22 protein-coding genes are annotated in these 25,871 nt (G+C 73.4%); 11 read left to right on the top strand and 11 right to left on the bottom strand.

Going from position 1 to position 25,871, the window contains the following annotated elements:
- Positions 1–113: 113 nt before the first annotated feature.
- Both J2S55_RS12720 and J2S55_RS12725 read right to left on the bottom strand, forming a co-directional pair.
- A complete protein-coding gene (locus J2S55_RS12720) occupies positions 114–1,259 on the bottom strand; it encodes a hypothetical protein (RefSeq protein WP_306860079.1) in 1,146 nt (381 codons plus the stop codon).
- The gene (locus J2S55_RS12725; RefSeq protein ID WP_306860081.1) at positions 1,256–1,747 is read right to left on the bottom strand and encodes a SigE family RNA polymerase sigma factor; all 492 of its coding nucleotides are present in this window, start codon (positions 1,745–1,747) and stop codon (positions 1,256–1,258) included. The genes J2S55_RS12720 and J2S55_RS12725 overlap by 4 nt, the downstream gene beginning before the upstream one ends.
- Before the next feature lie 209 nt (positions 1,748–1,956).
- Here J2S55_RS12725 and J2S55_RS12730 point away from each other — a divergent pair, with 209 nt between their 5' ends.
- The gene (locus J2S55_RS12730) at positions 1,957–2,787 is read left to right on the top strand and encodes an undecaprenyl-diphosphate phosphatase (protein WP_306860084.1); all 831 of its coding nucleotides are present in this window, start codon (positions 1,957–1,959) and stop codon (positions 2,785–2,787) included.
- Positions 2,788–2,902: 115 nt separating this feature from the next.
- Positions 2,903–5,446: an ATP-dependent helicase HrpB gene (gene hrpB / locus J2S55_RS12735; RefSeq protein ID WP_306860086.1), complete on the top strand. Its 2,544-nt coding sequence runs from the start codon at positions 2,903–2,905 to the stop codon at positions 5,444–5,446.
- A gap of 41 nt (positions 5,447–5,487) precedes the next feature.
- Here hrpB and J2S55_RS12740 read toward each other — a convergent pair whose 3' ends face one another.
- Positions 5,488–6,192, bottom strand: coding sequence for a hypothetical protein (locus J2S55_RS12740; RefSeq protein ID WP_306860088.1), 705 nt, complete (start codon positions 6,190–6,192; stop codon positions 5,488–5,490).
- A 480-nt stretch (positions 6,193–6,672) separates the two neighbouring features.
- Here J2S55_RS12740 and J2S55_RS12745 point away from each other — a divergent pair, with 480 nt between their 5' ends.
- On the top strand, positions 6,673–7,050 hold the full coding sequence (locus tag J2S55_RS12745; RefSeq protein ID WP_306860090.1) for an RNHCP domain-containing protein: 378 nt from the start codon (positions 6,673–6,675) through the stop codon (positions 7,048–7,050).
- Between the two features lie 30 nt (positions 7,051–7,080).
- On the top strand, positions 7,081–7,491 hold the full coding sequence (locus tag J2S55_RS12750) for an RNHCP domain-containing protein (RefSeq protein WP_306860092.1): 411 nt from the start codon (positions 7,081–7,083) through the stop codon (positions 7,489–7,491).
- Positions 7,492–7,620: 129 nt separating this feature from the next.
- Here J2S55_RS12750 and J2S55_RS12755 read toward each other — a convergent pair whose 3' ends face one another.
- A complete protein-coding gene (locus J2S55_RS12755; RefSeq protein WP_306860094.1) occupies positions 7,621–8,814 on the bottom strand; it encodes a threonine synthase in 1,194 nt (397 codons plus the stop codon).
- A gap of 78 nt (positions 8,815–8,892) precedes the next feature.
- Between J2S55_RS12755 and J2S55_RS12760 the strand changes: the two genes are divergently transcribed.
- The 3 genes from J2S55_RS12760 to J2S55_RS12770 are packed head-to-tail and all read left to right on the top strand — an operon-like array spanning position 8,893 to position 11,428.
- On the top strand, positions 8,893–9,744 hold the full coding sequence (locus J2S55_RS12760; protein ID WP_306860096.1) for an SPFH domain-containing protein: 852 nt from the start codon (positions 8,893–8,895) through the stop codon (positions 9,742–9,744).
- Between the two features lie 2 nt (positions 9,745–9,746).
- Positions 9,747–9,974 carry a type II toxin-antitoxin system antitoxin gene (locus tag J2S55_RS12765; RefSeq protein WP_306860097.1) on the top strand — a complete coding sequence of 76 codons (228 nt, stop codon included), beginning with the start codon at positions 9,747–9,749 and terminating at the stop codon, positions 9,972–9,974.
- A gap of 47 nt (positions 9,975–10,021) precedes the next feature.
- Complete coding sequence (locus tag J2S55_RS12770) at positions 10,022–11,428, top strand: amidase (RefSeq protein WP_306860100.1); 1,407 nt, start codon at positions 10,022–10,024, stop codon at positions 11,426–11,428.
- Positions 11,429–11,464: 36 nt separating this feature from the next.
- Here the strand turns inward: J2S55_RS12770 and J2S55_RS12775 are convergent, their stop codons facing one another.
- From J2S55_RS12775 to deoC, 3 genes are all read right to left on the bottom strand, one after another.
- Positions 11,465–12,346: an aldehyde dehydrogenase family protein gene (locus J2S55_RS12775; protein WP_306860102.1), complete on the bottom strand. Its 882-nt coding sequence runs from the start codon at positions 12,344–12,346 to the stop codon at positions 11,465–11,467.
- 182 nt (positions 12,347–12,528) lie between these two features.
- The gene (locus tag J2S55_RS12780; RefSeq protein ID WP_306860104.1) at positions 12,529–13,953 is read right to left on the bottom strand and encodes an aldehyde dehydrogenase family protein; all 1,425 of its coding nucleotides are present in this window, start codon (positions 13,951–13,953) and stop codon (positions 12,529–12,531) included.
- A gap of 3 nt (positions 13,954–13,956) precedes the next feature.
- Positions 13,957–14,895: a deoxyribose-phosphate aldolase gene (gene deoC, locus J2S55_RS12785; protein WP_306860106.1), complete on the bottom strand. Its 939-nt coding sequence runs from the start codon at positions 14,893–14,895 to the stop codon at positions 13,957–13,959.
- Positions 14,896–15,407: 512 nt separating this feature from the next.
- On the opposite strand from deoC, the gene J2S55_RS12790 reads away from it, so the two are divergent.
- The 4 genes from J2S55_RS12790 to J2S55_RS12805 all read left to right on the top strand — a co-directional run bounded on the left by J2S55_RS12790 (position 15,408) and on the right by J2S55_RS12805 (position 19,964).
- Complete coding sequence (locus J2S55_RS12790) at positions 15,408–15,569, top strand: hypothetical protein (RefSeq protein WP_306860108.1); 162 nt, start codon at positions 15,408–15,410, stop codon at positions 15,567–15,569.
- 108 nt (positions 15,570–15,677) lie between these two features.
- Entirely contained in the window at positions 15,678–18,551 is a 2,874-nt protein-coding gene (locus tag J2S55_RS12795) for a helix-turn-helix transcriptional regulator (protein ID WP_306860111.1), read from the top strand.
- Between the two features lie 46 nt (positions 18,552–18,597).
- Positions 18,598–19,197, top strand: a complete 600-nt coding sequence (locus J2S55_RS12800; protein WP_306860113.1) for a helix-turn-helix domain-containing protein — start codon at positions 18,598–18,600, stop codon at positions 19,195–19,197.
- A 194-nt stretch (positions 19,198–19,391) separates the two neighbouring features.
- Complete coding sequence (locus J2S55_RS12805; RefSeq protein ID WP_306860115.1) at positions 19,392–19,964, top strand: YwqG family protein; 573 nt, start codon at positions 19,392–19,394, stop codon at positions 19,962–19,964.
- 26 nt (positions 19,965–19,990) lie between these two features.
- Here the strand turns inward: J2S55_RS12805 and J2S55_RS12810 are convergent, their stop codons facing one another.
- The 4 genes from J2S55_RS12810 to J2S55_RS12825 are packed head-to-tail and all read right to left on the bottom strand — an operon-like array spanning position 19,991 to position 25,842.
- Positions 19,991–21,994, bottom strand: a complete 2,004-nt coding sequence (locus tag J2S55_RS12810; protein WP_306860117.1) for an ABC transporter ATP-binding protein — start codon at positions 21,992–21,994, stop codon at positions 19,991–19,993.
- Position 21,995: 1 nt separating this feature from the next.
- Positions 21,996–22,808 (bottom strand): ABC transporter permease, encoded by an 813-nt coding sequence (locus J2S55_RS12815; protein WP_306860119.1) that lies wholly within the window; start codon positions 22,806–22,808, stop codon positions 21,996–21,998.
- On the bottom strand, positions 22,805–23,767 hold the full coding sequence (locus J2S55_RS12820) for an ABC transporter permease (protein WP_306860120.1): 963 nt from the start codon (positions 23,765–23,767) through the stop codon (positions 22,805–22,807). The genes J2S55_RS12815 and J2S55_RS12820 overlap by 4 nt, the downstream gene beginning before the upstream one ends.
- The gene (locus J2S55_RS12825) at positions 23,767–25,842 is read right to left on the bottom strand and encodes a S9 family peptidase (protein WP_306860122.1); all 2,076 of its coding nucleotides are present in this window, start codon (positions 25,840–25,842) and stop codon (positions 23,767–23,769) included. The genes J2S55_RS12820 and J2S55_RS12825 overlap by 1 nt, the downstream gene beginning before the upstream one ends.
- Positions 25,843–25,871: the final 29 nt, after the last annotated feature.

Genomic DNA, 25,871 nt, shown 5'->3' on the forward strand with positions numbered 1-25,871 from the left:
ATGATCACGGTCCTGCGCCCGCGGGGAGTCAGTCAGTCCTGGGATCAGGCTCCAGCGGGAGACGCTCATCTACGTCATCACTGTCAGTCCTCGTAGGAGCTCGTAGGAGACTGTCAGTCCTCGTAGGAGAAGGTGACCGTCCCGTCGGAGGACCAGGACCTCCTCACCTTCGACGGAGGGTCGTCCCACTGCTGGACGGCGACCTCCCAGTTCCCCGGCGCGGGCGTGAGCCCGCCGAGGATCTCACGGGCCTTGTCCGCGCCCTTCTCCAGATCCGACAGGAAGTCCGTCCCGGCCGGCACCTGGTCGCGCGGCACCACCGCGACCGTGACACCGTCAGTGGCCTGGAAGTCCCACCTCGCCGGCTTCGGCCCGCAGGGCTGGGCCACGGCCATCACCTTGTCGCCGACGACGCCCGGCCAGATGAACGCGTACAGGTCCTCGCCCTCGCACCGGACATACACCGAGCCCTGGCCGCTCACCGCCGCCTTCACCCTGAACCTCTTGCCGGTCTCCTTGAAGGAGCGGCTCTCAACCGTGTGGCTGTTGGGCAGGCCGGCCAGGTTCCGCTCCCCCCTCGTCGCCGGCAGCGTGCCGTTGTGCAGGCAGATGTCCGGCGAGCACGACCGGCTGGAGACGCCGCCGTCGTGGATCGCGATCTCCCAGATGCCCGGTCCCGGCTCGGCCAGCGCGAGCACCCGTTCGAAGTCCGCACCGGAGAGCTCCGACTCCGCCGTGACGTCCACCGGGACCCGCGAGTTCTGGATGGTGAACACCTCGACCTCGGCGGTGACCCCCTCCCGGGCTCCGTCGAGCCTGCCGAGCACCGACCACTCACGCCCCTGCTCGCTCCCGCACATGCCGTGGTCGACCTGGTCGCCGAGGCGCACGAAGGTCTGGACCGGGCCTGCGCAGTTCACGCGGTAGGAGCTCGTCCCGCTCCTCGGGGTGAAGGAGATCTTCTCCGTCTTCCCCACGTTCGCGAAGCGGACGCCCGCCAGCCGTACTCCCTCCTCCCGCCGCTCGTCCTCCCGGACCGAGGTCGCGATGTCGGACCCCTGCCCGCCGGGGACCAGCACCGGGGTCAGGACCGCCACGACCGCCAGCGCCGCGGCCAGTGCCCCGGCGGCCGCCCACCTGCGCCGCCGCCGGATCCCCCGGCCCTTCGTGACGATCTCCTCAAGCCGGGCGGCGCCCCCGCGACCGCCCTCGCTGTGCGCCGCGAGCAGCTCCCTCAGGTCGTCCTCGGTGTGGGTCATCGCTTGGCTCCCGTCATCGTCTGAATCCCCTGATCGACCCGGAGCCGGGTGAGAGCCCTGCCGAGCTGGCTCTTCACCGCCCCGATGGAGCACCCCAGCACGCCGGCCACCTGGGCGAGGGTCATCTCCTCGAAGTAGTGCAGGACGACCACCGCCCGCTGACGGCCCGACAGCGCGCCGATCGCCGTCCACAGGGCGTCGCGGTCGCCGACGTCGCTCGTGAAGTCGCCGGCCACCGCCCGGTCCGGCAGGGCCTCGGTGGGGATCTCCCCCCGCCAGCGCCGGCGCCACCAGGAGGCGTGCGTGTTGGCGATGATCCGGTAGACGTACGGATCGGGATTGCCGTCGATCCGCCGCCAGGCGACCCATGCCTTGGCCAGCGCCGTCTGCACCAGGTCCTCGGCGATCGCCCAGTCCCTGGTGAGGAGGTACGCCGTTCTTCGCAGCCGTTCGTGACGCTGCGCGACGTACTCCGCGAACTCAGTCATCCCTGCCTCCGCCTCGGTGTTCCGAGGATGACTACCGCCGGGACGGGGGGTTCGGTTGACAGGGAATCAGGAAACTCCGTCGATCTCCATCTCCCGGCGGAGCCGTACCGTCTCGGCCGGGTCCCAGCCGAATGACCGGGTCACACGAGGTCCCGCGCTCCGCTAGCCTCGCGTAAGTTACGCACGCGCTGGGACGGAAGGTACCCAAGTTGATCGGCTGGTTCGAAGCGGTGGTCCTCGGACTCATTCAGGGATTGACGGAGTTTCTGCCGATCTCCTCCAGTGCCCACATCAGAGTCGTGTCGGCGTTCTTCGGCTGGGACGACCCCGGCGCGGCGTTCACCGCGGTGATCCAGCTCGGCACCGAGGCCGCGGTGGTGATCTACTTCCGCAAGGAGATCTGGGAGATCATCTCCACCTGGACCCGGGCCCTGTGGACGCCCGTCCTCCGCAAGCACTACGCCGCCCGGATGGGCTGGTACGTCATCGTCGGCACCCTGCCGATCGTCGTCCTCGGCCTGGCCTTCGAGGACGCCATCGACACCGCCTTCCGCGACCTGCGCCTGATCGGCACGACGCTGATCGTCTTCGGCCTGATCCTCTGGTTCGCCGACCGCACCGCCCGCAACAAGCTCACCCTGGACCGGCACCTCAGCTTCACACACGCCCTGATCTACGGCGCCGCCCAGTCGCTCGCCCTGATCCCGGGCGTCTCCCGCTCCGGCGGCACGATCAGCGCCGGCCTGCTGCTCGACTACCGCCGCGAGGAGGCCGCCAAATACTCCTTCCTGCTGGCCATCCCGGCCGTGCTGGGCGCGGGCGTGCTGCAGCTGTTCAAGATCGGCGACGACGGCGCCCCCCAGTGGGGCCCGACGATCCTGGCCACCGTGATCTCGTTCATCGTCGGCTACGCGGCGGTGGCGTGGTTCCTGAAATACATCAGCACCCACCGTTTCACCGGATTCGTGATCTACCGGATCATCCTCGGCATCGTCATCATCGCCCTGGTGAGCTTCGACGTCCTGAACCCCCTGGCCTGAGCCCCGGCACACCTGGCCCGCACCACGCGGGCCCGGACCCCGGCACCACCGGGCCGCACCACGCGGGCCCGGCCCCCGTGCCACGTCCGGTGCCGGGTTCGGGGAGACTGGCCGGGTGCGTTCCGACTGGTCCGGCCTCCCCGTCCGCCACGTCCTGCCCGAGCTGCTCGCCGCCCTGGACGAGCACGGTACCGCCGTGCTCACCGCGCCTCCCGGCACGGGCAAGACCACGCTCGTCCCGCTCGCGCTGGCCGGGCTCCTCGACGGCTCGGCCCCGAAACGGGTGATCGTGGCCGAGCCCCGCCGGATGGCGGTGCGGGCGGCGGCCCGGCGGATGGCATGGCTGCTGGAGTCGGAGGTGGGCGCACAGGTCGGGTTCACCGTACGCGGCGAGCGCAGGGCGGGCGCGGAGACGGTCGTCGAGGTCGTCACCACCGGGGTCCTCCTCCAGCGGCTCCAGCGCGACGCCGAGCTCGACGGCGTGGACGTGGTGCTGCTGGACGAATGCCACGAACGCCACCTGGACGCCGACACCGCCCTGGCCTTCCTCCTCGACGTCCGCGCCACGCTCCGTCCCGACCTGCGGCTCATCGCCACCTCCGCCACCGCCGACGCCGCGCCCTGGGCCCGGCTGCTCGGCTCCGGCGCGGCCGGCGACCGCCCGGCAACCGCCGCGCCCGGGTCTGACCCGCCGCGGGCCGCGCCGATCGTGCACGCCTCCGGATCCATGCACCCGGTCACACCCGTCTGGGCGCCTCCCACCCGGCCGGTGACGCCCCCGCGCGGCCTGCGGGTGGACCCCGCGTTCCTGTCCCACGTCGCCGACGTCGTACGGCGCGCGCTGGGTGAGCACGGCGGGGACGTGCTGTGCTTCCTGCCCGGGGTCGGCGAGATCGGCAGGGTGGCCGCGATGCTCGGCGGCGTGGAGGTGCTGCAGGTCCACGGCCAGGCCCCGGCGCACGTGCAGGACGCCGTGCTCTCGCCCGGCGGGGAGCGGAGGGTCGTGCTCGCCACCTCGGTCGCCGAGTCGAGCCTGACCGTCCCCGGGGTCCGGATCGTGGTCGACTCCGGCCTCGCCCGCGAGCCCCGCACCGACCACGCCCGGGGCCTCGGCTCGCTCACCACCGTCCGCGCGTCCAGGGCCGCCGCCGCCCAGCGCGCCGGCCGGGCCGGGCGCGAGACCCCCGGGGTCGTGTACCGGTGCTGGTCGCAGGCCGAGCACGACCGGCTCCCCGACCACGCCCAGCCCGAGATCGCCCTCGCCGACCTGACCGGCTTCGCCCTCCAGGCCGCCTGCTGGGGCGACCCCACGGCCGCCGGACTGGCCCTGCTCGACCCGCCGCCGCCCGCCGCGATGGAGGCGGCGTGGCGGACCCTGCACGCTCTGGGCGCCCTCGACGGCCGGGTCACCGACCGGGGGCGGCGGATGGCCGGCGCCGGGGTCCACCCCCGCCTGGCCCGGGCGCTGATCGACGCCGGCCCCCGGGCCGCCGAGGTGGTGGCGCTGCTGTCCGAGCAGCTCCCCAGGGATTCGGGCGACGACCTGGTCGCGCTCTGGCGTGCCGCCCGGCGCGGCGGCGACGGCTTCTCCGCCCGCTGGCGCCAGGAGGTGAGACGCCTGTCCCGGGCCGTCCCCCCGCGGGAGCGGCCCGGCCGGGACCCGGGGCCGGGACGGACCTCCGTACCGGCCGGGGCCGGTGACGACGCCGTGGCCGGGCTGGTGGTGGCGCTGGCCTATCCGGAGCGGGTCGCGCGGCGGCGGGGCGGGTCGTATCTGATGGCCTCCGGGACGGCCGCCGAGCTGCCCCAGGGGTCACGGCTCGGCGCGGCGGAGTGGCTGGCGATCGCGGTCGCGGACCGGCCCGCCGGGGCCGCCTCCGCCCGGATCAGGCAGGCCGTCGTCATCGACGAGGAGATCGCCAGGCTCGCCGCCGCGCCCCTCCACCGCTCCGGTGAAGAGGTGGTGTGGCGGGTCCCGCCGGGAGAGCGGCGCGGCGACGTCTCGGCGCGCCGGGTGGAGCGCCTCGGCGCCGTCGAGCTGTCCGCGGACCGGCTCCGCGACGCCGACGTCAGACCCGCCGTCCTGGACGGCCTGCGCACCGAGGGCCTGGCGATCCTGCGCTGGACCCCCGAGGCCGTGGCCCTGCGCGAGCGCCTGGCCTTCTGCCACCGGACGCTCGGCGAGCCGTGGCGCGCGGTGGACGACGACGCCCTGATCGACGGCGCCGACCTGTGGCTGGAGCCCGAGCTGTCCCGCGTCCGGCGCCGGGCGGACCTGGAACGCCTCGACGTGGCCTCCGCCCTGCACCGTCTGGTCCCGTGGAGCGCCCGCCTGGCGGATGTGGCGCCCGAGCGGATCGAGGTGCCCAGCGGATCGCGGATCAAGGTCGACTACTCGGGTGAGCGGCCGGTGCTGGCCGCCAAGCTGCAGGAGCTGTTCGGCTGGGACGAGGCCCCGCGCGTCGCCGGGGTCCCCCTGGTCGTCCACCTGCTCTCCCCCGCGGGCCGCCCGGCGGCAGTCACCGCCGACCTGGCCTCCTTCTGGCGCGAGGGCTACCGCGCGGTCCGCGCCGAACTGCGCGGCCGCTACCCCAGGCACCCCTGGCCCGAGGATCCCCTGTCGGCGGTCGCGACCCGCCGCGCCAACCCCCGCCGCTGAGCCCCGCCGCTGGCCCTCGCCGCCCGCCGGGCCCGGGGGCCTCAGAGGCTCAGGCGGTCCCTGGTCGGGACGATGTCCTCGAACCGGGAGACCGGCAGGTCCATCGAGTAGACCACGCCGCCGACGGCCGCGGCGAGGGATCGGGCCGCCCGGTAGACGGTCTCCATGTCGGACCGGTGCGGGTCGTCGACGTCGAGCTCCAGGTCGACCGAGTGGTCCGGCTCGGCCACCGGCCAGTCCGGGGGCGGCCAGTCGTAGGTGACGTGGATGGGGTCGCCCTGCTTGCCGTCGATCTGGCAGAGGCCGAGCTCGTGGTCGTGGCGGACGGTACGCTCGCCGAGAGACGGGCGCAGCAGCTCGGCCACCCGCTCGCAGCCGAGCGGGGGGCGGTCGCCGATGCGCACCTCGACGTCCACATGGCCGTCGTGCTCCTGCGGCGGGTGCAGCGCACCGCCGAGACGGCTGGCGAGGCCGTTGAGCAGGAGGCAGGCCACGGACCGCAGCCCGTCCCGGGCGATGATCGCCCCGCGCCGGTCGGCGGGGACGCCCGCGAGGACGGCCTGTCGCTCCGTGATCTCGACGCGGCGCACCTTGGTGCCCTTGGCGACATACCAGTCACCCGACGTCGTGAGGCCGGGATCGTACTGGCGGAGCAGGCTCTCCAGCCTGTCCGGGTCGGCCGGGTGGTGGGTGAGCAGGGCGGGGTGACGGCGCAACTGGCGGGCCGTGCGATCGAGGAACCACATGCTCCGAGTCTGCTGGGCCGTGCTTGGGACTCACTTGCGGACAGGCGGGGGCGTGACTTGCGGGCCCCAAGCGGAGCGGGCGGACATCACACGCGGAGCGGCCCGGCACCCTATGCGGAGCAGCCCCGCGCCCTACGCGGAGCGGCCCGACACCCTACGCGGAGCGGCCGCGGCGGAGCCGGAAAAACCGTTGGCGTCCTGGTGCGCGCCGCTGTTACGGTCTCCGTGACCTCGTCGGTGACTCCCGGGCTCCCGAGCCCTAGAAAGCAGTTGATTTATGTCCCGGCCCGCGCCGAGCGCGCCTCGCCGTACCGCGAAGACCTCCTGCCGCTGATCTTCTCCGGCACCGGACGGACTCCCGGTGCGCCGGCCTGACCGCGTCCGCCTGATCCGCGACGCCCGCCGGCCAGAACTCTTCCGAGGATCGCTCGGCCCTCTCCTGCCGCAACTGTAAAAGTCTTCTGGCAAGGAGTATCCCGGGTGCCTACCGACAAGCCCGATCTCGCCCCCAGTTCCTTTCTGAGGGTCGACACCTTCACCTGCGTCCGGTGCGGCCTGACCGTCACCAAGCTCGCTCCGGACGGCAGCCGCCGCAACCACTGCCCGAGCTGCCTGCACTCCCGGCATGTCCTCGACCGCGTCGAGGGCGGGCCGTCCGACTGCGGGTCACGGATGACCCCGATCTCCATCGCGGTGCTGCGCAACGGGGACTGGATGGTGATCCACCGCTGTGTCCGGTGCGACCAGCTCACCTCGAATCCGATCTGCGGGGACGACAACCAGCTCATCCTCATGCGCATGGCCGTACGTCCGCTGGCGCAGCCGCCGTTCCCGCTCGAAGCCTTCGGCGACCTGTGACACGGCCTGAGACACCGGACGGAAACGATCATGCCACGACGGAAGCCTGAGCGGAGGCGTCCTCAGCGGCGCAAGGACGTGCTGCACGGGCAGGGCGGCGCACCGGGCGACGCGTTCCGGTGCGTCGGCTGCCGGCTCGACGTGCCCCTCGTCGCGCCGGGCACCGCCCACCGCAACCACTGTCCGCACTGCCTGACCAGCCTCCACCTCGACCGGCGGACGCCGGGAGACCGGAGCGCGGACTGCCGCGGGCGCATGGCGCCGCTGAGCCTGTCGGTGAGACAGGACGGGGAGTGGATGGTCATCCACCAGTGCCTGGCCTGCGGCGAGCTCAGCGCCAACCGCATCGCCGGGGACGACAACGTGCTCGTCCTGCTGCGGATGGCCCTGCGGCCGCTGTCCGACGCCCGCATCCCGATGCGGGCGCTGCTCGCCCTCTGAGACGCCTCACGTCCTGAGACGTCGCGGGAGGCGCGCCGCCTCGCGCCCCGGGGGTGCCCTCCGGGACGCGAGGCGGCTCTTCCCGCGCCCCCGGCCCTCACGAGGGCCGGGACCCGGAAGGGGGTCAGGTCATATGCCGCGGGCTCTGAGCACCTCGCGGACGACGGGCCAGGACGGGTCGAGCGGGACCGTCGGGGTGCTGCCGACGCCCAGGTCCTTGAAGCCGCTGGAGGTGGAGACGCACACCACCGGGCCGTCGAAACGCTCGCCGAGCTTGCGGTAACCGGCCAGGGCGGCGGCGCTGGAGAGCTCGTGCCACAGGCCCCGGCGGGCGAGGTCGCGCTGGGCTGCGGCCATCTCCTCGTCGGTCGACAGCACGGCGCCGCCGCCGCTGTCGCGGACCGCGACGACACCGCGGTAGCCGTTGACCGGGCAGTCGATGGCGTAGGCCAGGCTCTCGCGAACCTCCACCGACACGGCGGGCAGACCGGTGGCCAGCGCCCGGGCGAGAGGACCTCCGGCGGCCGGCTCGCAGGAGAACATCCGCGGGGTGGCGGAGGTGATGCCGAGGCGACGTAACTCGGTGAAGCCCTTCCACACCCCGTAGATCAGCTCGCCGTACCCGGTGGGGACGAAGACGGCGGCGGGCACGCCGACCTGGCGGTGGAGCTCGTAGGCGATCGTCTTGTAGCCCTCGGGACCGAAGCCGTGTCCGGTGTGTGTGACGCTCAGGTTGCTGACCGGGTGGAAGCCCAGCTCGTCGACGATCCGGCGCATCAGCGGCCGGCGTTCCGCGGCCGGGACCGGCAGCACCACGGCGCCGTAGGAGCGGATGAAGTCGCCGATCGCGGGCGGGGAGTCCGCCGAGGCGAGGATGACGCAGGGCAGGCCCGCACGGGCGGCGTAGGCGGCGGCCGAGGCGCCGTGGTTGCCGGAGGAGGCCGCGACGATTCCCGGTGCCCCCGCGCCGAGCGCCCCGCTGACCGTGCAGCGGTTGAGCCGGTCCTTGTGGCTCCAGGTCGGGTTGCGGGACTCGTCCTTGACGAAGACGCCTTCGATCTCGACCAGCGGGGTGCCGCCCTCGCCCAGGGTGGGCGCGTGCAGCGGCGGCAGCAGAGGAGCCCACCGGGCCAGGTCGGGGCCGATCTCCCGGTCGAACAACCCGGCCTGGACCTTGTCGTAGGCGTAGTCGACCTCGACCGGATAGGCGATCTCCGGGGTGCTCGTGGCCGGGCACCCGCGGGTCATCGGCGGCCAGAGCGGGTAGGCGATCGACGGATCTCCCAGCGACCGCTGCGCCACCGCCAGCGAATCTCCATGCATGCCACCGGATCATATTGCCCACGATCACCAGCAGTGGGCTATCGTAGTGATATCACTCCGATAGCAGAGGTGGACTTCATGGAACGACGTGCTTTCCGGATGAACGGATTCGCCGTGCTGGTCGGGCTTGTGGCCCTCGGAGGCGTCCTGGGCGCGGTCGCACTGGCGGTCGGCATGCCACTGGCGCCCGTCGCCGCGATCCTGTGGGGGATCGTCGCGGCCGTCGTGTCCAGCGGCTTCGTGGTGGTCAACCCGAACGAGGCGAAGGTCGTGCAGTTTCTGGGCCGCTACGTCGGGTCGGTGAGCGACGCCGGCTTCCTGTGGGTGCTACCGTTCACCACCAAGCGGCGGATCACACTCCGGGTGCGCAACTTCGAGACGGCCAAGCTCAAGGTGAACGACGCCGACGGCAACCCCGTGGAGATCGCGGCTGTCGTCGTCTACAAGGTGATCGACACCGCCACGGCCGCCTTCTCCGTCGACGACTACGAGGAGTACGTGGCGATCCAGTCCGAGGCGGCCGTCCGGCACCTGGCCACCAGCCACCCCTACGACGCCCACGAGGAGGGCCGCACCAGCCTGCGCGACGGCGCCGAGGTGGCCGCCGAGCTCACCGCCGAGCTGAGCGACCGCACCCACCTGGCCGGGGTGGAGGTGCTGGAGGCCCGGATCACCCACCTCGCCTACGCCCCGGAGATCGCCCAGGCGATGCTGGTCCGCCAGCAGGCCACCCAGGTCGTCGCGGCGCGCACCCAGATCGTCGCGGGCGCGGTGGGCATGGTCCAGCTCGCGCTGACGAGGCTGGCCGAGGAGGGCGTCGTGGAGCTCGACGAGGAGCGTAAGGCCCAGATGGTGTCCAACCTCCTGGTGGTCCTGTGCGGCGACCGGGCGACCCAGCCGGTGGTCAACGCCGGCAGTCTGTATGCCTGAGCATGCCCGAGCGTAAAAAAGTCCTGCTCAGACTCGATCCGGCCGTCTACGAGGCGATCGCCAAGTGGGCGGCCGACGACCTGCGGAGTGTCAACGCCCAGCTCGAATACGCGCTGCGCCTGGCCCTCAAGGCGGCGGGCCGCGAGCTCAGGCGGGCCGAGCCGGGGCAGGCTCAGCAGGGCGCCGCGGAGCGGGATAACACCGATGAGCCGGACAAGTCATCTGATTGAGATGTGAGAAGCTTCCGCTCACGCACTCGCCGGACCACACTCAGTTCATGTCGTGGGTGGGGAAGTCCGCAGTGGAGATGGCGGAGGCCGTGCGACGGGGAGAGGCGACCGCCCCGGCGATCGTCGAGGAGCACCTGCGGATGATCGCCAAGTATGACGGGCGCATCGGGGCCTTCCGCAAGGTCCGCGCCGAGCGGGCGCTCGCCGAGGCACGGACCGTGCAGGAGCGGGAGGATCTGGCCGGGCTGCCGCTCGCCGGGGTCCCGGTCGCCGTCAAGGACAACATCGCGGTCCGGGGCGAGGCGACGCGGAACGGCTCCGCGGCGACGTCGAACGCCGCCGCGGCCGAGGACCACCCGGTGGTGGCCAGGCTCAGGGCGGCCGGGGCGGTGGTCGTGGGCATCACCAACGTGCCGGAGCTGTGCCTGGTGGGGTTCTCCGACAGCGTGTACGGCGTGACGCGCAACCCGTGGGACCTGAAGCGCACGCCGGGCGGGTCGTCGAGCGGGAGCGCGGCCGCCGTGGCCGCGGGGATGGTCCCGCTGGCCCACGGCAACGACGGTCTCGGTTCGCTGCGCATCCCGGCCGCCTGCTGCGGGCTCGTCTCGATCAAGCCGGGCCGGGAGGTGGTCCCGCCGCCCGGGCACGGCTGGGACGGGCTGTCGGAGAACGGCCCGCTGGCCACGACCGTGACCGACCTCGCCCTGGCACTGGCGGTGATGGCGGGCGACATGTCCCTGGCCACGCCCGGGGAGAGCGAATCCCTCGAAATCGGCAGCGCCATCGACGACTACCCGGGCGGGCTCACCCCTTCGGAGCCGATGAAGCTGCGGATCGCGGTGGCCCCGGCCCCGCTGCCCCCGGGGTTCACGATGGACGCCGAGTTCCAGGCGGCGGCCGTCGAGGCGGCCGACACGCTCGGCGCCGCCGGGCACACCGTGGTGGAGCACGGCGCCCGGATGCCGGGCTGGCTGGGCTCGGCCACGATCGCCACCTGGCTGGCGTGCGCCGCGGCGGACGCCGAGGGGCTCGACCCGCGCAGACTGGAGCGCCGCACCAGGTCACTGGCCAGGGCAGGCCGGCTGCTCGCGAGGCTCGGGATGGACGGCTCGGCGGGCCGTGACCGCTGGCGCGCCCACGGGGCCGACCAGTGGTTCGGCAACGCCGACGTGCTCGTCACCCCGACGCTCGCCACCGTCCCCCCGGCCGCCGAGCGCTGGGGCCGCCGCGGGCTGCTGGCCAACATGCGCACCAACCTGACCTACGCCCCGGCCACCGGGGCCTGGAACATGGCCGGCTGGCCCGCCATGACCGTCCCGTACGGCTGGCACTCCACCGGCATGCCCATCGGGGTCCAGCTCGTCGCCGCTCCGGGCGGCGAGGCGCAGCTCCTGGCTCTGGCCATCCAGTTGGAGAGCGCCCACCCCTGGCTCCGCCACGCCCCGCTCGACTGACCGCCGGGGCGGGTCCCGCCCCGGCGGCGTGACGGGTCAGACGCCGGTGGGGTGCCAGACGGTCTTGGTCTCCAGGAAGGCCGTCAGGCGCCTGGTGCCGGGGTCGGCCGACCAGTCGGGCGTGGCGGGACGCAGGACGCGCTTGAGGTTCTCCGCCGCCGCCTCCTCGCACGCGACCGCCAGCTCCGGGTCGGCGACCCCGGTGAGGTCGATGGCGTTGACGTCCATGTGCGCGGCCAGCCAGGGGGCGATCTCCTTGACCGACCCGGTGAGGATGTTGACCACACCGCCGGGCAGGTCGGAGGTGGCGAGCACCTCGGCCAGGGTGATGGCGGGCAGCGGGGCCCGCTCACCGGCGATCACGACGCAGGTGTTGCCCGTGACGATCACCGGGGCGATCACCGAGACGAGCCCGAGCAGGGGCTCGTCCGGGGCGACCACCGCGACCACGCCGGTCGGCTCCGGCGAGGAGACGTTGAAGTACGGTCCGGCGACCGGGTTGGTGGACCCGGCCACCGCGGCGATCTTGTCGGCCCAGCCGGCGTACCAGACCAGCCGGTCGACGGCCGCGTCCACGACGGTCCCGGCCTTCGCCGTCCCCGCCTCGGCCAGCTCGGCGACGAACTGCGCCCGGCGGCTCTCCAGCATCTCGGCGACGCGGTAGAGGATCTGCCCCCGGTTGTACGGCGTCGCGCCGGACCAGCCGCCGAACGCCTTGCGGGCGGCGGAGACCGCGTCACGGGCGTCCTTGCGGGAGGCCTTGGACGCGTTGGCCAGGAAGGCGCCCTTGGAGGAGGTCACCACGTAGGACCTTCCGCTCTCCGAACGCGGGAACGCCCCGCCGATGTACAGCTTGTATGTCTTGCGCACGGCCAGCCGTACGGGCTCGCGGCCACTCGACCGCTCCGCCTTACTCATCTCCCCGCCCTCTCCATGTGCTCTCCTGCTGTGCCAGCCGGGCCGGTACGAAGATCTGGCCGCAGCGGCTCACCCCGCACCGGTGGGCGAACCAGCCCCGCAGCGTCGGACGGCCGGCGCGGGCGAAGCCGTGGCCACGGGTGCTCTGGGCGCGGCGATCGCGGCGCCTGGCCCTGTGATGGTCACACATCGAGATACGCCTCCAGCCCGTGACGTCCGCCCTCTCTGCCGTATCCGGACTCCTTGTAGCCGCCGAACGGGGAGGTCGGGTCGAACCGGTTGAAGGTGTTGGCCCAGACGACGCCCGCGCGGAGCCGGTCCGCCATCCACAGGATGCGCGAGCCCTTCTCGGTCCACACGCCCGCCGACAGGCCGAACGGGGTGTTGTTCGCCTTCTCGACGGCCTCGGCCGGGGTGCGGAAGGTCAGCACGGACAGGACCGGGCCGAAGACCTCCTCCCGGGCGATCCGGTGCGACTGGGCGACGCCGGTGAAGATCGTCGGCGGGAACCAGAAGCCCTTGTCCGGCAGCGGGCAGACCGGCGACCAGCGCTCGGCGCCCTCCGCCTCGCCGAGATCCGACAGCTCGCGGATTTTGGCGAGCTGGGCGGCGGAGTTGATCGCGCCGATGTCGGTGTTCTTGTCCAGCGGGTCGCCCAGGCGGAGCGTGCCGAGCCGCCGCTTCAGCGCGTCGAGCAGCTCCTGCGCGATCGACTCCTGGACCAGCAGGCGGGAGCCCGCGCAGCAGACGTGCCCCTGGTTGAAGAAGATCCCGTTGACGATGCCCTCGACGGCCTGGTCGAGCGCGGCGTCGTCGAACACGATGTTGGCGGCCTTGCCGCCGAGCTCCAGGGTGACCTTCTTGCCCGACCCCGCGACGGAGCGGGCGATCAGGCGGCCGACCTCGGTGGAGCCGGTGAAGGCGACCTTGTTCACGTCCGGGTGGTTCACCAGGGCCGCGCCGGTCTCGCCCGCGCCGGTCACGATGTTGACCACGCCGGGCGGGAGGTCGGCCTGCCGGCAGATCTCGGCGAACAGCAGCGCGGTCAGCGGGGTGGTCTCGGCCGGCTTGAGGACGACCGTGTTGCCGGCGGCCAGCGCGGGAGCGATCTTCCACGCGAGCATGAGCAGCGGGAAGTTCCACGGGATGACCTGACCGGCGACGCCGAGCGGCCGCGGGTCGGCGCCGTAGCCGGCGTAGGCGAGCTTGTCGGCCCAGCCCGCGTAGTAGAAGAAGTGCGCCGCGACCAGCGGCAGGTCGACGTCGCGGGACTCGCGGATCGGCTTGCCGTTGTCCAGGGTCTCCAGCACGGCCAGCTCGCGCGAACGCTCCTGGATGATGCGGGCGATCCGGAACAGGTATTTCGCCCGCTCGGAGCCGGGCATCGCCGACCAGGTGCCGAACGCCTCGCGGGCGGCCCGGACGGCCCGGTCCACGTCCTGCTCGGAGGCGACGGCCACCTCGGCCAGGACCTCCTCGGACGCGGGGTTGATCGTCTTGAGGGACGTGCCCGTCCCGTCGGCGAACTCGCCGCCGATGAACAGGCCGTAGGACGGCTTGATGTCGACGACGTCGCGGGATTCAGGGGCCGGTGCGTATTCGAACATCGATCAGTCCAGGGTGAAGTAGTCGGGACCCGCGTACCGGCCGGTGGCCATCTTCTGACGCTGCATCAGCAGGTCGTTGAGCAGGGTGGAGGCGCCGAGGCGGAACCAGTCGGGGGTCAGCCAACCCTCGCCGACGGTCTCGTTGACCAGGACGAGCATCTTGATGGCGTCCTTGGTGGTCCGGATGCCGCCCGCGGGCTTCACCCCGACCTTGCGGCCGGTCGCCGCGAGGAAGTCGCGGACCGCCTCCAGCATGACCAGCGTCACCGGGAGGGTCGCGGCGGGCTGCACCTTGCCCGTGGAGGTCTTGATGAAGTCGCCTCCGGCCAGCATGGCCAGCCAGGAGGCGCGCCGTACGTTGTCGTAGGTCGACAGCTCGCCGGTCTCCAGGATCACCTTCAGGTGCGCGTCGCCGCAGGCGGCCTTGATCGCGGCGATCTCCTCGAAGACCTTCAGGTAGTCGCCGGCGAGGAACGCGCCCCGGTCGATCACCATGTCGATCTCGTCGGCCCCGGCCGCCACCGCGAACGCGGTGTCGGCGACCTTGACGTCCAGGGACGAGCGCCCGCTGGGGAACGCGGTCGCGACGCTGGCCACCTTCACGCCGGAGCCGCCGAGCGCGCCGACGGCCTGGGCGACCAGGTCGGGGTAGACGCAGACGGCCGCCACCTTGGGCACGGCCGGGTCACTCGGGTCGGGACGGACCGCCTTGGCGCACATCGCGCGGACCTTGCCCGGCGTGTCGGCGCCTTCGAGGGTCGTCAGGTCCACCATGCGTATCGCCAGGTCGATGGCCTCCGCCTTGGCCGTCGTCTTGATGGATCGGGTGCCGAGCGTCGCGGCCCGCTGGTCCGCGCCCACCCGGTCGACACCGGGAAGGCCGTGCAGGAAGGCCCGCAGCGTGACGTTGGACGCGGCCACGTCGGCGAGCGGAGCAGTCATAGTTGACACCACTCCAGGATGCCGACTGGTGTGATTAGTTCCAAACTGGACGCTGCCCAGTCCCTCCACTCGTTTTCGTCAACATTCGCCGAGTTCAGCCGTGGGTACGGCGGGGTGCCGCCCCGCCGCCGCCATGGGCGCCCGCACCGGGCACGGCCCCGCCGCCGCCACGGGCACCCGCACCGGACACGGCCCCGCCGCCGCCACGGGCACCCGCACCGGGCACGGCCCCGCGGCCGGAGGGGTGCCGCAGCGCGCGTGCGGCACGTCGCGGCACGTCACAGCAGCTCAACGTCGCGGCACGTCACGGCAGCTCAGAGGCATGCCTAAGGCGGGTGGACCGGCGTCGCGGGATGCCTCCCGGCGCGTCTAAGGCGGTGGACCGGCCCGGCCTAGGTAGTCCTGGGCCGTGGGCCGCGGGTAGATAAGGCATCCGCCCGATGTGGGGGTGGGGGCCTTAGCGCGAATCTTGAGTGTGTAAGGGAATGGCACCACTCAAGGAGGAACCCGAAATGGGTCCCGAGCTTCACTACCAGATGATCATCAACCGCACCGCCGAGCTCCGCGAGGAGGCGGCCAACCACCGCCGCGCCCGCCAGCTCCTGTCCGCCAAGAAGAGCCGCTCCGAGGGCGAGCGCCGGCGGAGCCTCTTCAGCAAGACCAGCGCGGCATGACCCCGTCACGAGAGCCCGGCCGTATCCTCCCGTCCGGCCGGGCCTCTCAGGCTCCGTAGCCCTTTCGCTGAACGATAAATGGGGCGATAGTTACACATAAGGCGTGACATGCTGGACGACATGATGGGTCGGGCGGTAAGCCCCGTCTTCGTGGGACGGGAGGAGGAGCTCGCGGGCCTGGCCGAGGCCTTCGAGCAGGCGCGCAACAACGCCGCCGCCGCCGTCCTGCTCGGTGGCGAGGCGGGAGTCGGCAAGACCCGGCTGATCGGATACTTCGCCGGACGGGCCGCGGACGATGGCGCGCACGTGCTCATCGGCGGCTGCGTGGAGCTGTCCACCGAAGGTCTCGCCTATGCACCGTTCACCGCGGCGATCCGCCAGCTCGTCCGTGAGCAGGGCGCCGAGGAGGTCGCGGCCCTGCTGCCTGACGGCGCGGCGCGTGACCTGGCCCGACTGCTGCCCGAGTTCGGCGAGCCCAGCGGCGACGTGGAGACCGAGACCGCCCGCGCGCGGCTCTTCGAGCAGATCCTCAACCTGCTGGAACGGCTGGCCGAACGCCGCCCGGTGATCCTGGTCATCGAGGACATCCACTGGGCCGACCGCTCCAGCCGCGACCTGATCGCCTTCCTCAGCCGCAACCTGCGCACCGCGCCGGTCCTGATGATCCTCACCTACCGCTCCGACGACCTGCACCGCCAGCACCCGCTCCGGCCGGTGCTCGCCGAGCTCAGCCGGGTGGAGGGGGTCCTCCGGCTGGACCTGCCCCGGCTCACCCAGGACGAGGTGGCCGCCCAGATGGCCGGCATCCTCGGCACGACCCCGGAGTTCGCCCAGGTCGGCAAGGTCTTCCAGCGCAGCGAGGGCATCCCGCTGTTCGTCGAGGCACTGCTCGAGTGCGGCGGCGACTGCTCCTTCCCCGAATCCCTGCACGACCTGATCATCGGCTCCGTCGAGCAGCTCCCCGACGAGACCCAGCGGGTGCTGCGCATCGCCGCCGCCGGCGGGATCCGGGTGGGCCACGCCCTGCTCGCCGCGGTCAGCGGGCTGTCCGACGTGGACCTGGAGGACGCGCTGCGGCCCGCCATCGCGGCCAACGTGCTGCAGGTCGCCGACGGCCGCGCCTACGCCTTCCGGCACGCGCTGATCCGCGAGGCCGTACACGAGGAGCTCCTGCCCGGCGAGCACGTGCGGATGCACGCCCGCTTCGCCGAGGAGATCAGCGGTGACCGCACGCTGGTCCCGCCGGGCCGGGCCGCCATCGAGATCGCCCATCACTGGTACTCCGCCCGCGACGACCTGTGGGCCCTGATCTCCGCCTGGGAGGCCGCCGCCAAGGCCGCCAAGACCTTCGCCTACAACGAGAAGATGCAGCTGCTGGAGCGGGTGCTCACGCTGTGGAGCAAGGTCCCCGACGCCGCCGAGCGGATCGGGGTGGACCACACCACGGTCCTGGAACACGCCTCGGAGGCCGCCCACGCCTGCGGCGAGATCGACCGGGGCACCAGGTTCGTCAAGGCCGCGCTGGAGGAGCTCGACGAGCGGACCGATCCCGCGCGGGTGGCCGAGCTCGTCGTACGGCGGGCGCTGTTCAAGATGGCCAAGCGGAAGGCGGGGGCGCTCGACGACCTCCGCTACGCCGAGCGGCTCGTCCCCGGACCGGTGCTGGAGCGCGCCCACGTGCTGTCCAAGCTGGGCTCCTTCCTGGCCTTCAGCGGCGAGGTGGCCGAGGGGACCGCGCTCACCGAGGAGGCGCTGCGGATCGCCCGCGAGCACGGGGACGAGTGCCTGGAGGCCGACCTGCTGCTCAACCTCTCGCTGAGCCACTCGATCGCGGGACGTCTCGACACCACAATCGCCGTCAACTCCACCGCCCAGGCGATCGGCGAGCGCGTCGGCTCCGGCCGCATCATCCTGCGCGCCCTCGCCAACAACGTGGACGCGCTCAACAACATGGGCCGCTCGGCCGAGGCGGTGGAGCTGGCGCTCGAAGGCGAGCAGCTGGCCAGGAAGTACGGCCGCTACCGCGTCCAGGGCACGTTCATCGCCAACAACCGCGCGGAGGCACTGGAGGCGCTGGGCCGCTTCGACGAGGCGGCCCAGCTGGCCGACCAGGCGATCGCCATGGACCCGACCCTGCGCACCCGCCACCACCTGCGCCGGATCCGCGCGGACGTGGCGGTCGCGCGGGGCGAGACGGACGTGATCAGGTCCGTCCTGAACGAGGTTGACGCCGCCGCGCCCCTCCAGGAGGAGTTCACCCAGGAGCTGTCGGCCAACGCCCGGCTCAAGATGGGCCTGCACCTGCTGAGCGGCGAACCGCTGGCCGCGCTGGAGGTGGCCGAGGAGGTCGTCCGCACGGCACGGATCATGAGCAAGCCCATGCTGGGCTGGCGGATGCTCGCCCTGCTGTCGGGGGTCTGCGAGACAGTCGAGACGCTCGTGCCCGGACGGGCGGCGGCGCTGCGCGCCCACATCGAGGAGGCCGGGGCCGCGATGACCGTGGACAGCCCGGTCGCCGAGGCCTACCGGCTCTGCCTCAACCGCGACCACGACGCCGCGGCCACCGCCTGGGAGCGGCTGGGCCGCCCCTTCCCGCGTGCCAAGTCGCTGCTCCACGCGGGGCGGGCCGCGGCCGCCACGGGCGACCGCGAGGGCGCCGCCGTACGGCTGCGCACGGCCCACCCGATCGCCCTCGCGCTGTCGGCCCGGCCCCTGGTCGCGGAGATCGAGTCCCTGGCCCGCCGGGTCGGGGTGGCGTTGACGCCGGAGGCGGTCCCGGACCCCGACCCGCTGCTGACCCCGCGCGAGCAGGAGGTGCTCCGGCTGGTCGCCCAGGGGCGGTCCAACCGCGACATCGCCGCCGAGCTGTTCATCTCGGCCAAGACGGTGAGCGTCCATGTCTCCAACATCCTGGGCAAGCTCGGCGTCTCCACCCGCGGTGAGGCCGCCGCGGCCGCCCACCGCCTCGCCCTGATCGGCTGACCTGCTGCATCATTGGATCGGTCGGGACCGGCGAGAGGGGACGTGCGTGCGCAGCGAGGACGGCATCACCGTCGGCATGGCCCCGCCCCCTTCCGAGGCGGCGGGAGTGCGTGGCGCGATCGCCGCCAACCTGCGCCGTACCCGCCTGGCCCGGGGCCTCAGCGTCCGCGAGCTGGCCGAGCTGACCGGGGTGAGCAAAGCCCTCATCTCCCAGGTCGAGCGGGGCGTCGCCAACCCGACGGTCGAGGTGCTGTCCCGGCTGGCGACCTCCCTAGAGCTGACCTTCGGCGAGCTGACCCGGATCCACCTGGTGGGGCCCGAGGTGATCCGCAGGAGCGAGAGCGTCCCCCTGCCGGTCGGCGACACCGCCGTCCGCACCCTGTTCGCCGCTCCCGACCGGCGCCGCTTCGAGCTGGCCGAGGGCGACATCCCGGCGCGCACCCGCAGCGCGAAGAGCTCGCACGGCCGGGGCTCGGTGGAGCACGCCTACGTCGTCGAGGGCGAGGTGACCGTCGAGACCGAGGAGTGGTCGGTGACCCTCACCGCGGGCGACGCCCTCCGGTTCGCCTCCGAGTCCGACCACGTCTACACCACCGGCGCCGCCCCCTGCCGGATCCTGACGCTGATCTCCTTCTCCGAGGACTGACACCCCGTACCGCTCGACGCGACGCGACGAGTACGGCGAGCGGCCTGGGCGGGTGAGGACCGCGTTCTCCGAGACGGCATCCGAGCTGCGGCCATCGCCGCCGAGCGCGCACAGCCGTACTGGCCCTGACCGTCCCGTCGACCGGATCGGGGACATACTCCAGATATGTCGCCGGCGGTCGTTAAAGTGCCCGCGTGATCGCGAATGACGACCCCTCGTATGTCATGTCCTTCAAGGACACCGCCGGTCCTGTGGACGAGTTCGTGACCAGGATGGGCGGCGGTCCCGACTGGGTCGGGGAGGCGCAGTGGCCTCTCTGCTCCAGGTGGGACAACCCGATGGCGTTCGTCGGGCAGTTCCGGCTGCCGGGTGACGAGCTTCACATGGCCTACCTGTTCATGTGCGGCGACTGCGAAGAGACGTGGGAGCCTGAGGTGGGCAAGAACGCGTTGATCATCCAGCCCGGCCGGATCCCGTCGTTCATCACGACGGTTGTTCCCTCTTGGGATCCGTCGCCGGGCGGCGGAGTGCCAGTCGACCTGGAACCTGCCTGTCCTGGCGACCTGGACGGCTACGAGTCCAGGATGTACGGATCACCGGCCTGGCTGCAGGGTGAGGAGTATCCACCGGGTGGCCCCTGGTCGTTCCTCTTCCAGTTGGACTCATGCAGCGAGTGGTGCCCTCTGGACTTCGGTGACGCCGGCGTGGGTTACGGGTTCATCAGCGGCGACGGACAGGAAGGCCGCTTCCTGTGGCAGTGCGCCTGAGAGGCCGCCGGGAGCCGTCGGGTCCGTCAGGCCAGCCAGCCGCCGGAGCCGTCGGGGACGCTCGCCAGGAGCGCCCGTGTGTAGGGGTGGGCGGGTGCGTCGAGCACCTGTCCCGCCGGGCCGGCCTCCACGCACTCACCGGCCTCCAGCACGTAGAGCCGGTCGGCGATCTGCCGAACCACGGCGAGGTCGTGGGTGATGAACAGCATCGCCATGGACAGCCGCTCCCGCAGCTCGGCCAGGAGGCCGAGGATCTGCGCCTGCACCGAGACGTCCAGCGCCGACACCGGCTCGTCGCAGATCAGCAGGCGGGGCTCGCCCGCCACGGCGCGGGCTATCGCCACCCGCTGCCGCTCGCCTCCGGACAGGCCGGCCGGGCGCATCCCGGCCATGTCCCGGCCCAGGCCCACCGATTCCAGCAGCCGGGCGACGTCGCCCGGCGCGGCGGGACGGCCGTCGGCCCGGAGCGCCTCCGCCAGGGCCGCGCCGACGGTCCGGGCGGGATTGAGCGTCGAGTAAGGGTCCTGAAAGATCATCTGAGCCGTGCGGCGGGCCTGGCGCACGGCGCCGCGGCCCATCCGGCCGTAGTCGGAGCAGTCGGCGCCGCCGAGCAGGATCGTGCCGGAGTCCGGGCGCTCCAGCCCGGCCACGCACCGGGCCAGCGTGGTCTTGCCCGACCCCGACTCGCCGACCACGCCGACGACCTCGCCCGGCGCGACCGACAGGCTCACCCCGGCCAGCGCGGGCCGCCGCGCTCCGGCGAACGTCCTGCGCAGGTCGCGCACCCGCAGCACCGGGTCGGCGGTGACGGGGAGCGGGGGCGCGACACCGGGCTCGGGCGCGGGCGGCGCGGGGAGCTCGGCGGCCCGCAGGCACGCCGACAGCCGCGCGTCCCGTACGGCGGACAGACCGGCCTCACCCGGTACGGCGGGCAGACCGGCGGACGGGCCGGCCTCACCCGGTACGGCGGATGCGTAGGGACCGTGCCCTACGACGCGCAGCGCGGGCGCGCCGGCGCGGCACTCGGCCACCACAAGGGCGCACCGGTCGGCGAAGGCGCACCGGCCGCGCACGGCGTCGTGGGCCGGGACGGAGCCGGCGACGGCGGGGATGACGGCGAGCCGCCGGTCCGCGGGCGGCTCGGCCGCCAGCAGAGCCCGGGTGTAGGGGTGGAGCTGTTCCTCCCGTACGGCCGCCGCCCCGCCGACCTCCATGATCCGGCCCGCGTACATCACCATGACCCGGTCGCAGGTGGAGAAGGCCAGGCGCAGGTCGTGGGTGATGAGCACGAACGCCATGTCCCGCTCGCGCTGGACACGCCGGACGAGGGCGAGCACCTCGCGCTGGGTGGTGGCGTCGAGCGCGGTCGTCGGCTCGTCGGCCAGCAGCACCCGCGGCCCGCCGGCGAGCGCGGCGGCCAGCCCGACGCGCTGCCGCATGCCGCCGGAGAGCTGGAAGGGGTAGCGCCCGGCCACGTCGGCGGGCAGGCCGACCTCCGCCAGCAGCCGGGGCACCTCGGCCGCCGCGTCGGCCCCGCGCGGCAGCCCGTCGGCGATCTGCCGCCCGGCCCTGCGCAACGGGTTGAGCAGGGTGAACGGATCCTGCATGAGGAGGGAGACCACGCCACCGCGCTGCCGCGCCCGGGTACGCGGGTCGTCGTCCACCCGCTCACCCGCGATGCGCACCTTCCCGGCGGCCTCCAGCCCGCGGGGCAGCAGGCCGAGCACCGCCCGGACCGTGAGCGACTTGCCCGAGCCGGACTCCCCCACGATCGCGACGGACTCTCCCGGCGCGACCTCGAAGGAGACCTCCGACAGGAGGGTCCGCCCGGTGGCGGGCTGGCGCACGGTGAGCCCCTCGACCGCGATCCCGGCCCCGGACCGTCCGCCGCCCCGGCCCCCGGACTCACCGGGTCCGGATTGCCCGCCCTCCCGGCTCCCGGACCCGGCCGCCCTGGGCCGCCCGCCGCTCCGGACCGCCGGCCCGCCCGCCTGCGACGGCCCGGCCGCCCCGGACTCGCGCTCTCCCATGTCAGCGTGCCCTTCCGCGCCGGTCGACGCGTTCGTACAGCCAGTCGCCCACGATGTTGAGCGCGGCGGCCGTGGCGATGATGGCGAGCCCCGGAGCGATCACCGCCCAGGGGTTGGCGAGGAGCTGGGTGCGGTTGTCCGACAGCGTGCGCCCCCAGTCGGGCGAGCCGGCCGGCACCCCGAGGCCGAGGAAGGACAGCGAGGCCAGCGAGACCAGCGCGTAGGCGAAGTTGAGGAAGGCGTTGGCCAGCGCCACCGGGGCGATGTTCGGCCAGACGTGCCTCGTCATGATCCGCCAGGCGGAGAGGTTCTTCAACCGCGCCGCCTCCACGTAGGGCCGGTGCCGCTGCTCCAGGACGGCCCCGCGCACCACGCGCGTGTCGGTGGGCGCGAACAGCACCACCAGCACCGCGATCGCCAGGCCGTATCCGCCGCCCAGGACCCCGGCGACGACGATCGCCACGAGCAGGGCCGGCAGGGAGAACATCAGGTCCGCCCAGCGCATGGCCAGCGCGTCGACCCAGCCGCCGAGGTATCCGGCGGGCAGCCCCACGAGGTTACCGATGAGCATCGACCCCACGGCGACGCACAGCGCCCCCGGCACGGCGGTGCGGGCCCCGGCGACCAGCAGTTGCAGCACGTCGCGGCCGAGGTCGTCGGTGCCCAGCGGGTGGCCTGGCCCGGGGCCGGCGATGCCCAGCATCAGGTCCTGGCCGGTGGCGTCGGGCACCAGCCAGGGGGCGGACACGGCCGCGACCGCGACCGCGAGGAGGACGGCGAACGCGGCGGCCACGCTCACCGGCAGACGGGTCACGACGCCCTCCCGCCGAGCCGGACACGCGGGTCCACGGCCGAGTAGCCGACGTCGACCAGGAGGTTGACGGCGGCGATGAGCAGGGTGAGCAGCAGCGCGAGCGCCTGGACGACCGGTACGTCCTTGAAGGTGACCGAGTCGACGAGCAGGGAGCCGAGACCCGGCAGCGCGAAGGTCACCTCCACCAGCACGGTCCCGGCCAGCATGCCGGTCACGATGAGCCCCGCCGCGGTGAGGATCGGCACCAGCGAGTTGCGCAGCGCGTAGCCGAGGACGGCGGCGCCGCCGAGGCCGCGTGCCCGCGCGAAGACCACGTAGTCCTGCTCCAGCTCCCGGATGAGCGCGGCCCGGCTGAAGCGGACGAGCATGCCCACCGCGCCGCCGGCCAGCGCGGCGGCGGGCAGCGTGAGGTGCAGGACCTGGTCGGCGAAGCCCTCGCCGGTGCCGTAGACGGGGAACCAGCCCAGCCAGGCCGCGAACACCACCAGGAGCAGGAGCCCGACGGCGAACGGCGGGGCGCTCAGCCCCACCACCCCGGCGGTGACGACGAGCCGGTCCGTGGCACGGCCCCGGCGCAGGGCCCCGACCACACCCAGCGGGATGCCGGCGAGCACCGCCAGCAGCGTGCCGTACCCGGTCAGCGCCAGGGTGAGCGGGAGCCGCTGCCCGAGCGTGTCGGCGACCGGCGTCCCGGTCCTGATGGAGGTGCCGAGGTCCCCCCGGACGGCGCCGCCGAGCCAGCTCAGGTACTGCACCGGCAGCGGGTCGTTCAGGTGGTAGCGGGCCTGGATGGCGGCGATCGTCTCCGGCGTGGCGGGACGGGTGCCGAGGAGGGTCTGCTGGACCGACCCCGGGGCGAGGTAGAGCAGGCCGAACACGCCGACCGACAGCAGCGCGACGACCACGGCGGTGCCCGCGAGCCTGCGCAGCAGGAACGCGCCCCAACTCCGCCCCGTCATCACAGCACCCCGTTCCCCGCCAGCCAGGCGACCACGCGCTCCGCCGCGTCCCGGCGGTGCTCCGGCTCGGTCAGTTCGTGGCCCTCCCGAGGGTAGACGACCAGCTCGGTCCGGACTCCGGCCGCCGACCAGGCACGATAGAGCTGCTCGGCCTGGCCGACCGGGGTCGTGCGGTCCTCGGCGCCGTGCAGGATCAGCGTCGGGGTGGTGACCTTCGCGGCGTGGCAGACCGGCGAGCGGGCGGCGAGGAACTCCCTGCCCTCGGACGTGGCGACGTCGGCCCCCCGGTGGTACAGCGGGTCGTAGCCGCCGGCGAGATTGCTGGCGGTGGCGAAGCTGAGCCAGTCGGCGACCCCCGACATCACCACCGCCGCCCGGAACCGGCCGGTGCGGGTCACCGCCCACGCGCTGAGATAGCCGCCGTAGCTGAGCCCGAGGACGGCCATCCGCCCGGGATCGGCCACGCCCGCCGCGACGAGGTGGTCCACGCCGGCGAGGACGTCGTCCAGATCCTGCTCCCCGACGTGCCCGATGACGCGGCGCGCGTAGTCCTGGCCGCGCCCGCTGCTGCCCCGGGGATTGGGCAGCAGTACGGCGGCGCCCGCGTGCACGAGCGGCAGCGCGAGCTGCCCGGACTCGGCCGGCGCGAAGGCGCTGGACCACAGCCAGGTCGGCCCGCCGTGCGCGATGACGACGAGCGGCGACGGCGCCCGCCGCGCTCCACGCCCGTCCGGTCCGTCCGGACCGGAGCGGTCCGGGCGATCCCGGTGGTACGGATGGTCTGGGTGGTCCGGGTGGTCCGGGCCGGTGGAACCGTCCGGGCCGGAGCGGGCCGGGGCAGCCTGGCCGTACGTCTCGGGCCTGCGCCGGGTCAGCAGGAGGCCGTGGACGGCGAGCCCGTCGGGGCCGGTCCACGCCACCTCCTCCTGGTGGACGGCGAGCCCGGCCAGGGCGTCGTTGAGGGCGGTGACCCGCCGCCAGCCGCCCCCCGTCACCTCCGCGACCGCGATCTCCGGGGGCCGTTCCGCCGTCTCCCAGACCGCGGCGGCCAGCGTGCCGGCGCGGTCCACCGACAGCGACGGCTGCCCGTCCCGGCCGCCCAGGGTCCCCCAGGCCGTCCACCGGGTCAGCGTGCGGCCGTCGGCGGTCAGCGTGCCGCCGTGCGTCCCGGTGCCCGACCAGCCGGTGAACCACAGGGTGTGCCCGTCCAGCCAGCCGAGATCGGTGACGTCGTCGACGGCGGCCAGCCTCGTCGTCTCGCCGGTGGCCAGGTCGATGTGGATGATCCGCCCGGAGACGATGGACAGCCCTTCGACCACGACGGCGGCGCGCCCGCCGGGTGCCAGCCGTGGGCGGCTGAGCTGCCAGGAGGTGCGCAGGAGGGTCCGGGTCCCACCGGTCTCGGGATCGATGAGGTCGAGCCTGGGCCGATAGTAGCCGGCGGGCGTCTCGTCGTCCGAGGTGACGGCGAGCGCGACGCCGCCCCGCCAGTCGGCCTCCCACACGGTCACCCCCTTGAGCGGGATCGGCCGCAGGCACGGGTCGCCGACCTCGGCCCAGGCCAGCCGGCGCAGCCGCCCGCCCGGGGTGCGGACGTAGGGGTCGGAGGGGTCGTGGACCCGGAGCCCGAGGTGGCTGCCGTCGCGCTCGCTGCCGGGGTCCGCGGTCCGCACCAGGACGGTCCCGTCGTCGTCCGCGACCAGGTCCTCGATCTCCCCGTCCGCCCGGACGCGCCAGGCGGGGGCGAGGTCGTCTCCGGCCCGGACCTCGACGTGGTCGAGGTCCGGCCCCTCTCCGGCGGCGAGCAGCAGCCGCCCGTCCGGCAGCCAGCGCGTCAGCGCGTGCCACCGCCGCGGCGCCTCGGGCACCGGGACCGGCACCCCTCCGGCCGCGAGGTCGAGCACGTGCGCGACGGGCTCCGCGCCCGCGAGCGGCAGGACGCAGGCGACGCGACCGCCCGCCGGGTCCAGTGCCACGCTCTCGGGCACGCGAAGATCGGCCAGCGCCGCGTGCGCCTCCAGCAGCGCCACCCGCGTCTCCGCCGCCCGGACTTCCGGCGCCTGGGCTTCCGACACCCGCGCTCCCGGTACCTGTGCTCCCGGCG

This window comes from Streptosporangium brasiliense, from assembly GCF_030811595.1.
Classification (GTDB): Bacteria; Actinomycetota; Actinomycetes; order Streptosporangiales; family Streptosporangiaceae; genus Streptosporangium; species Streptosporangium brasiliense.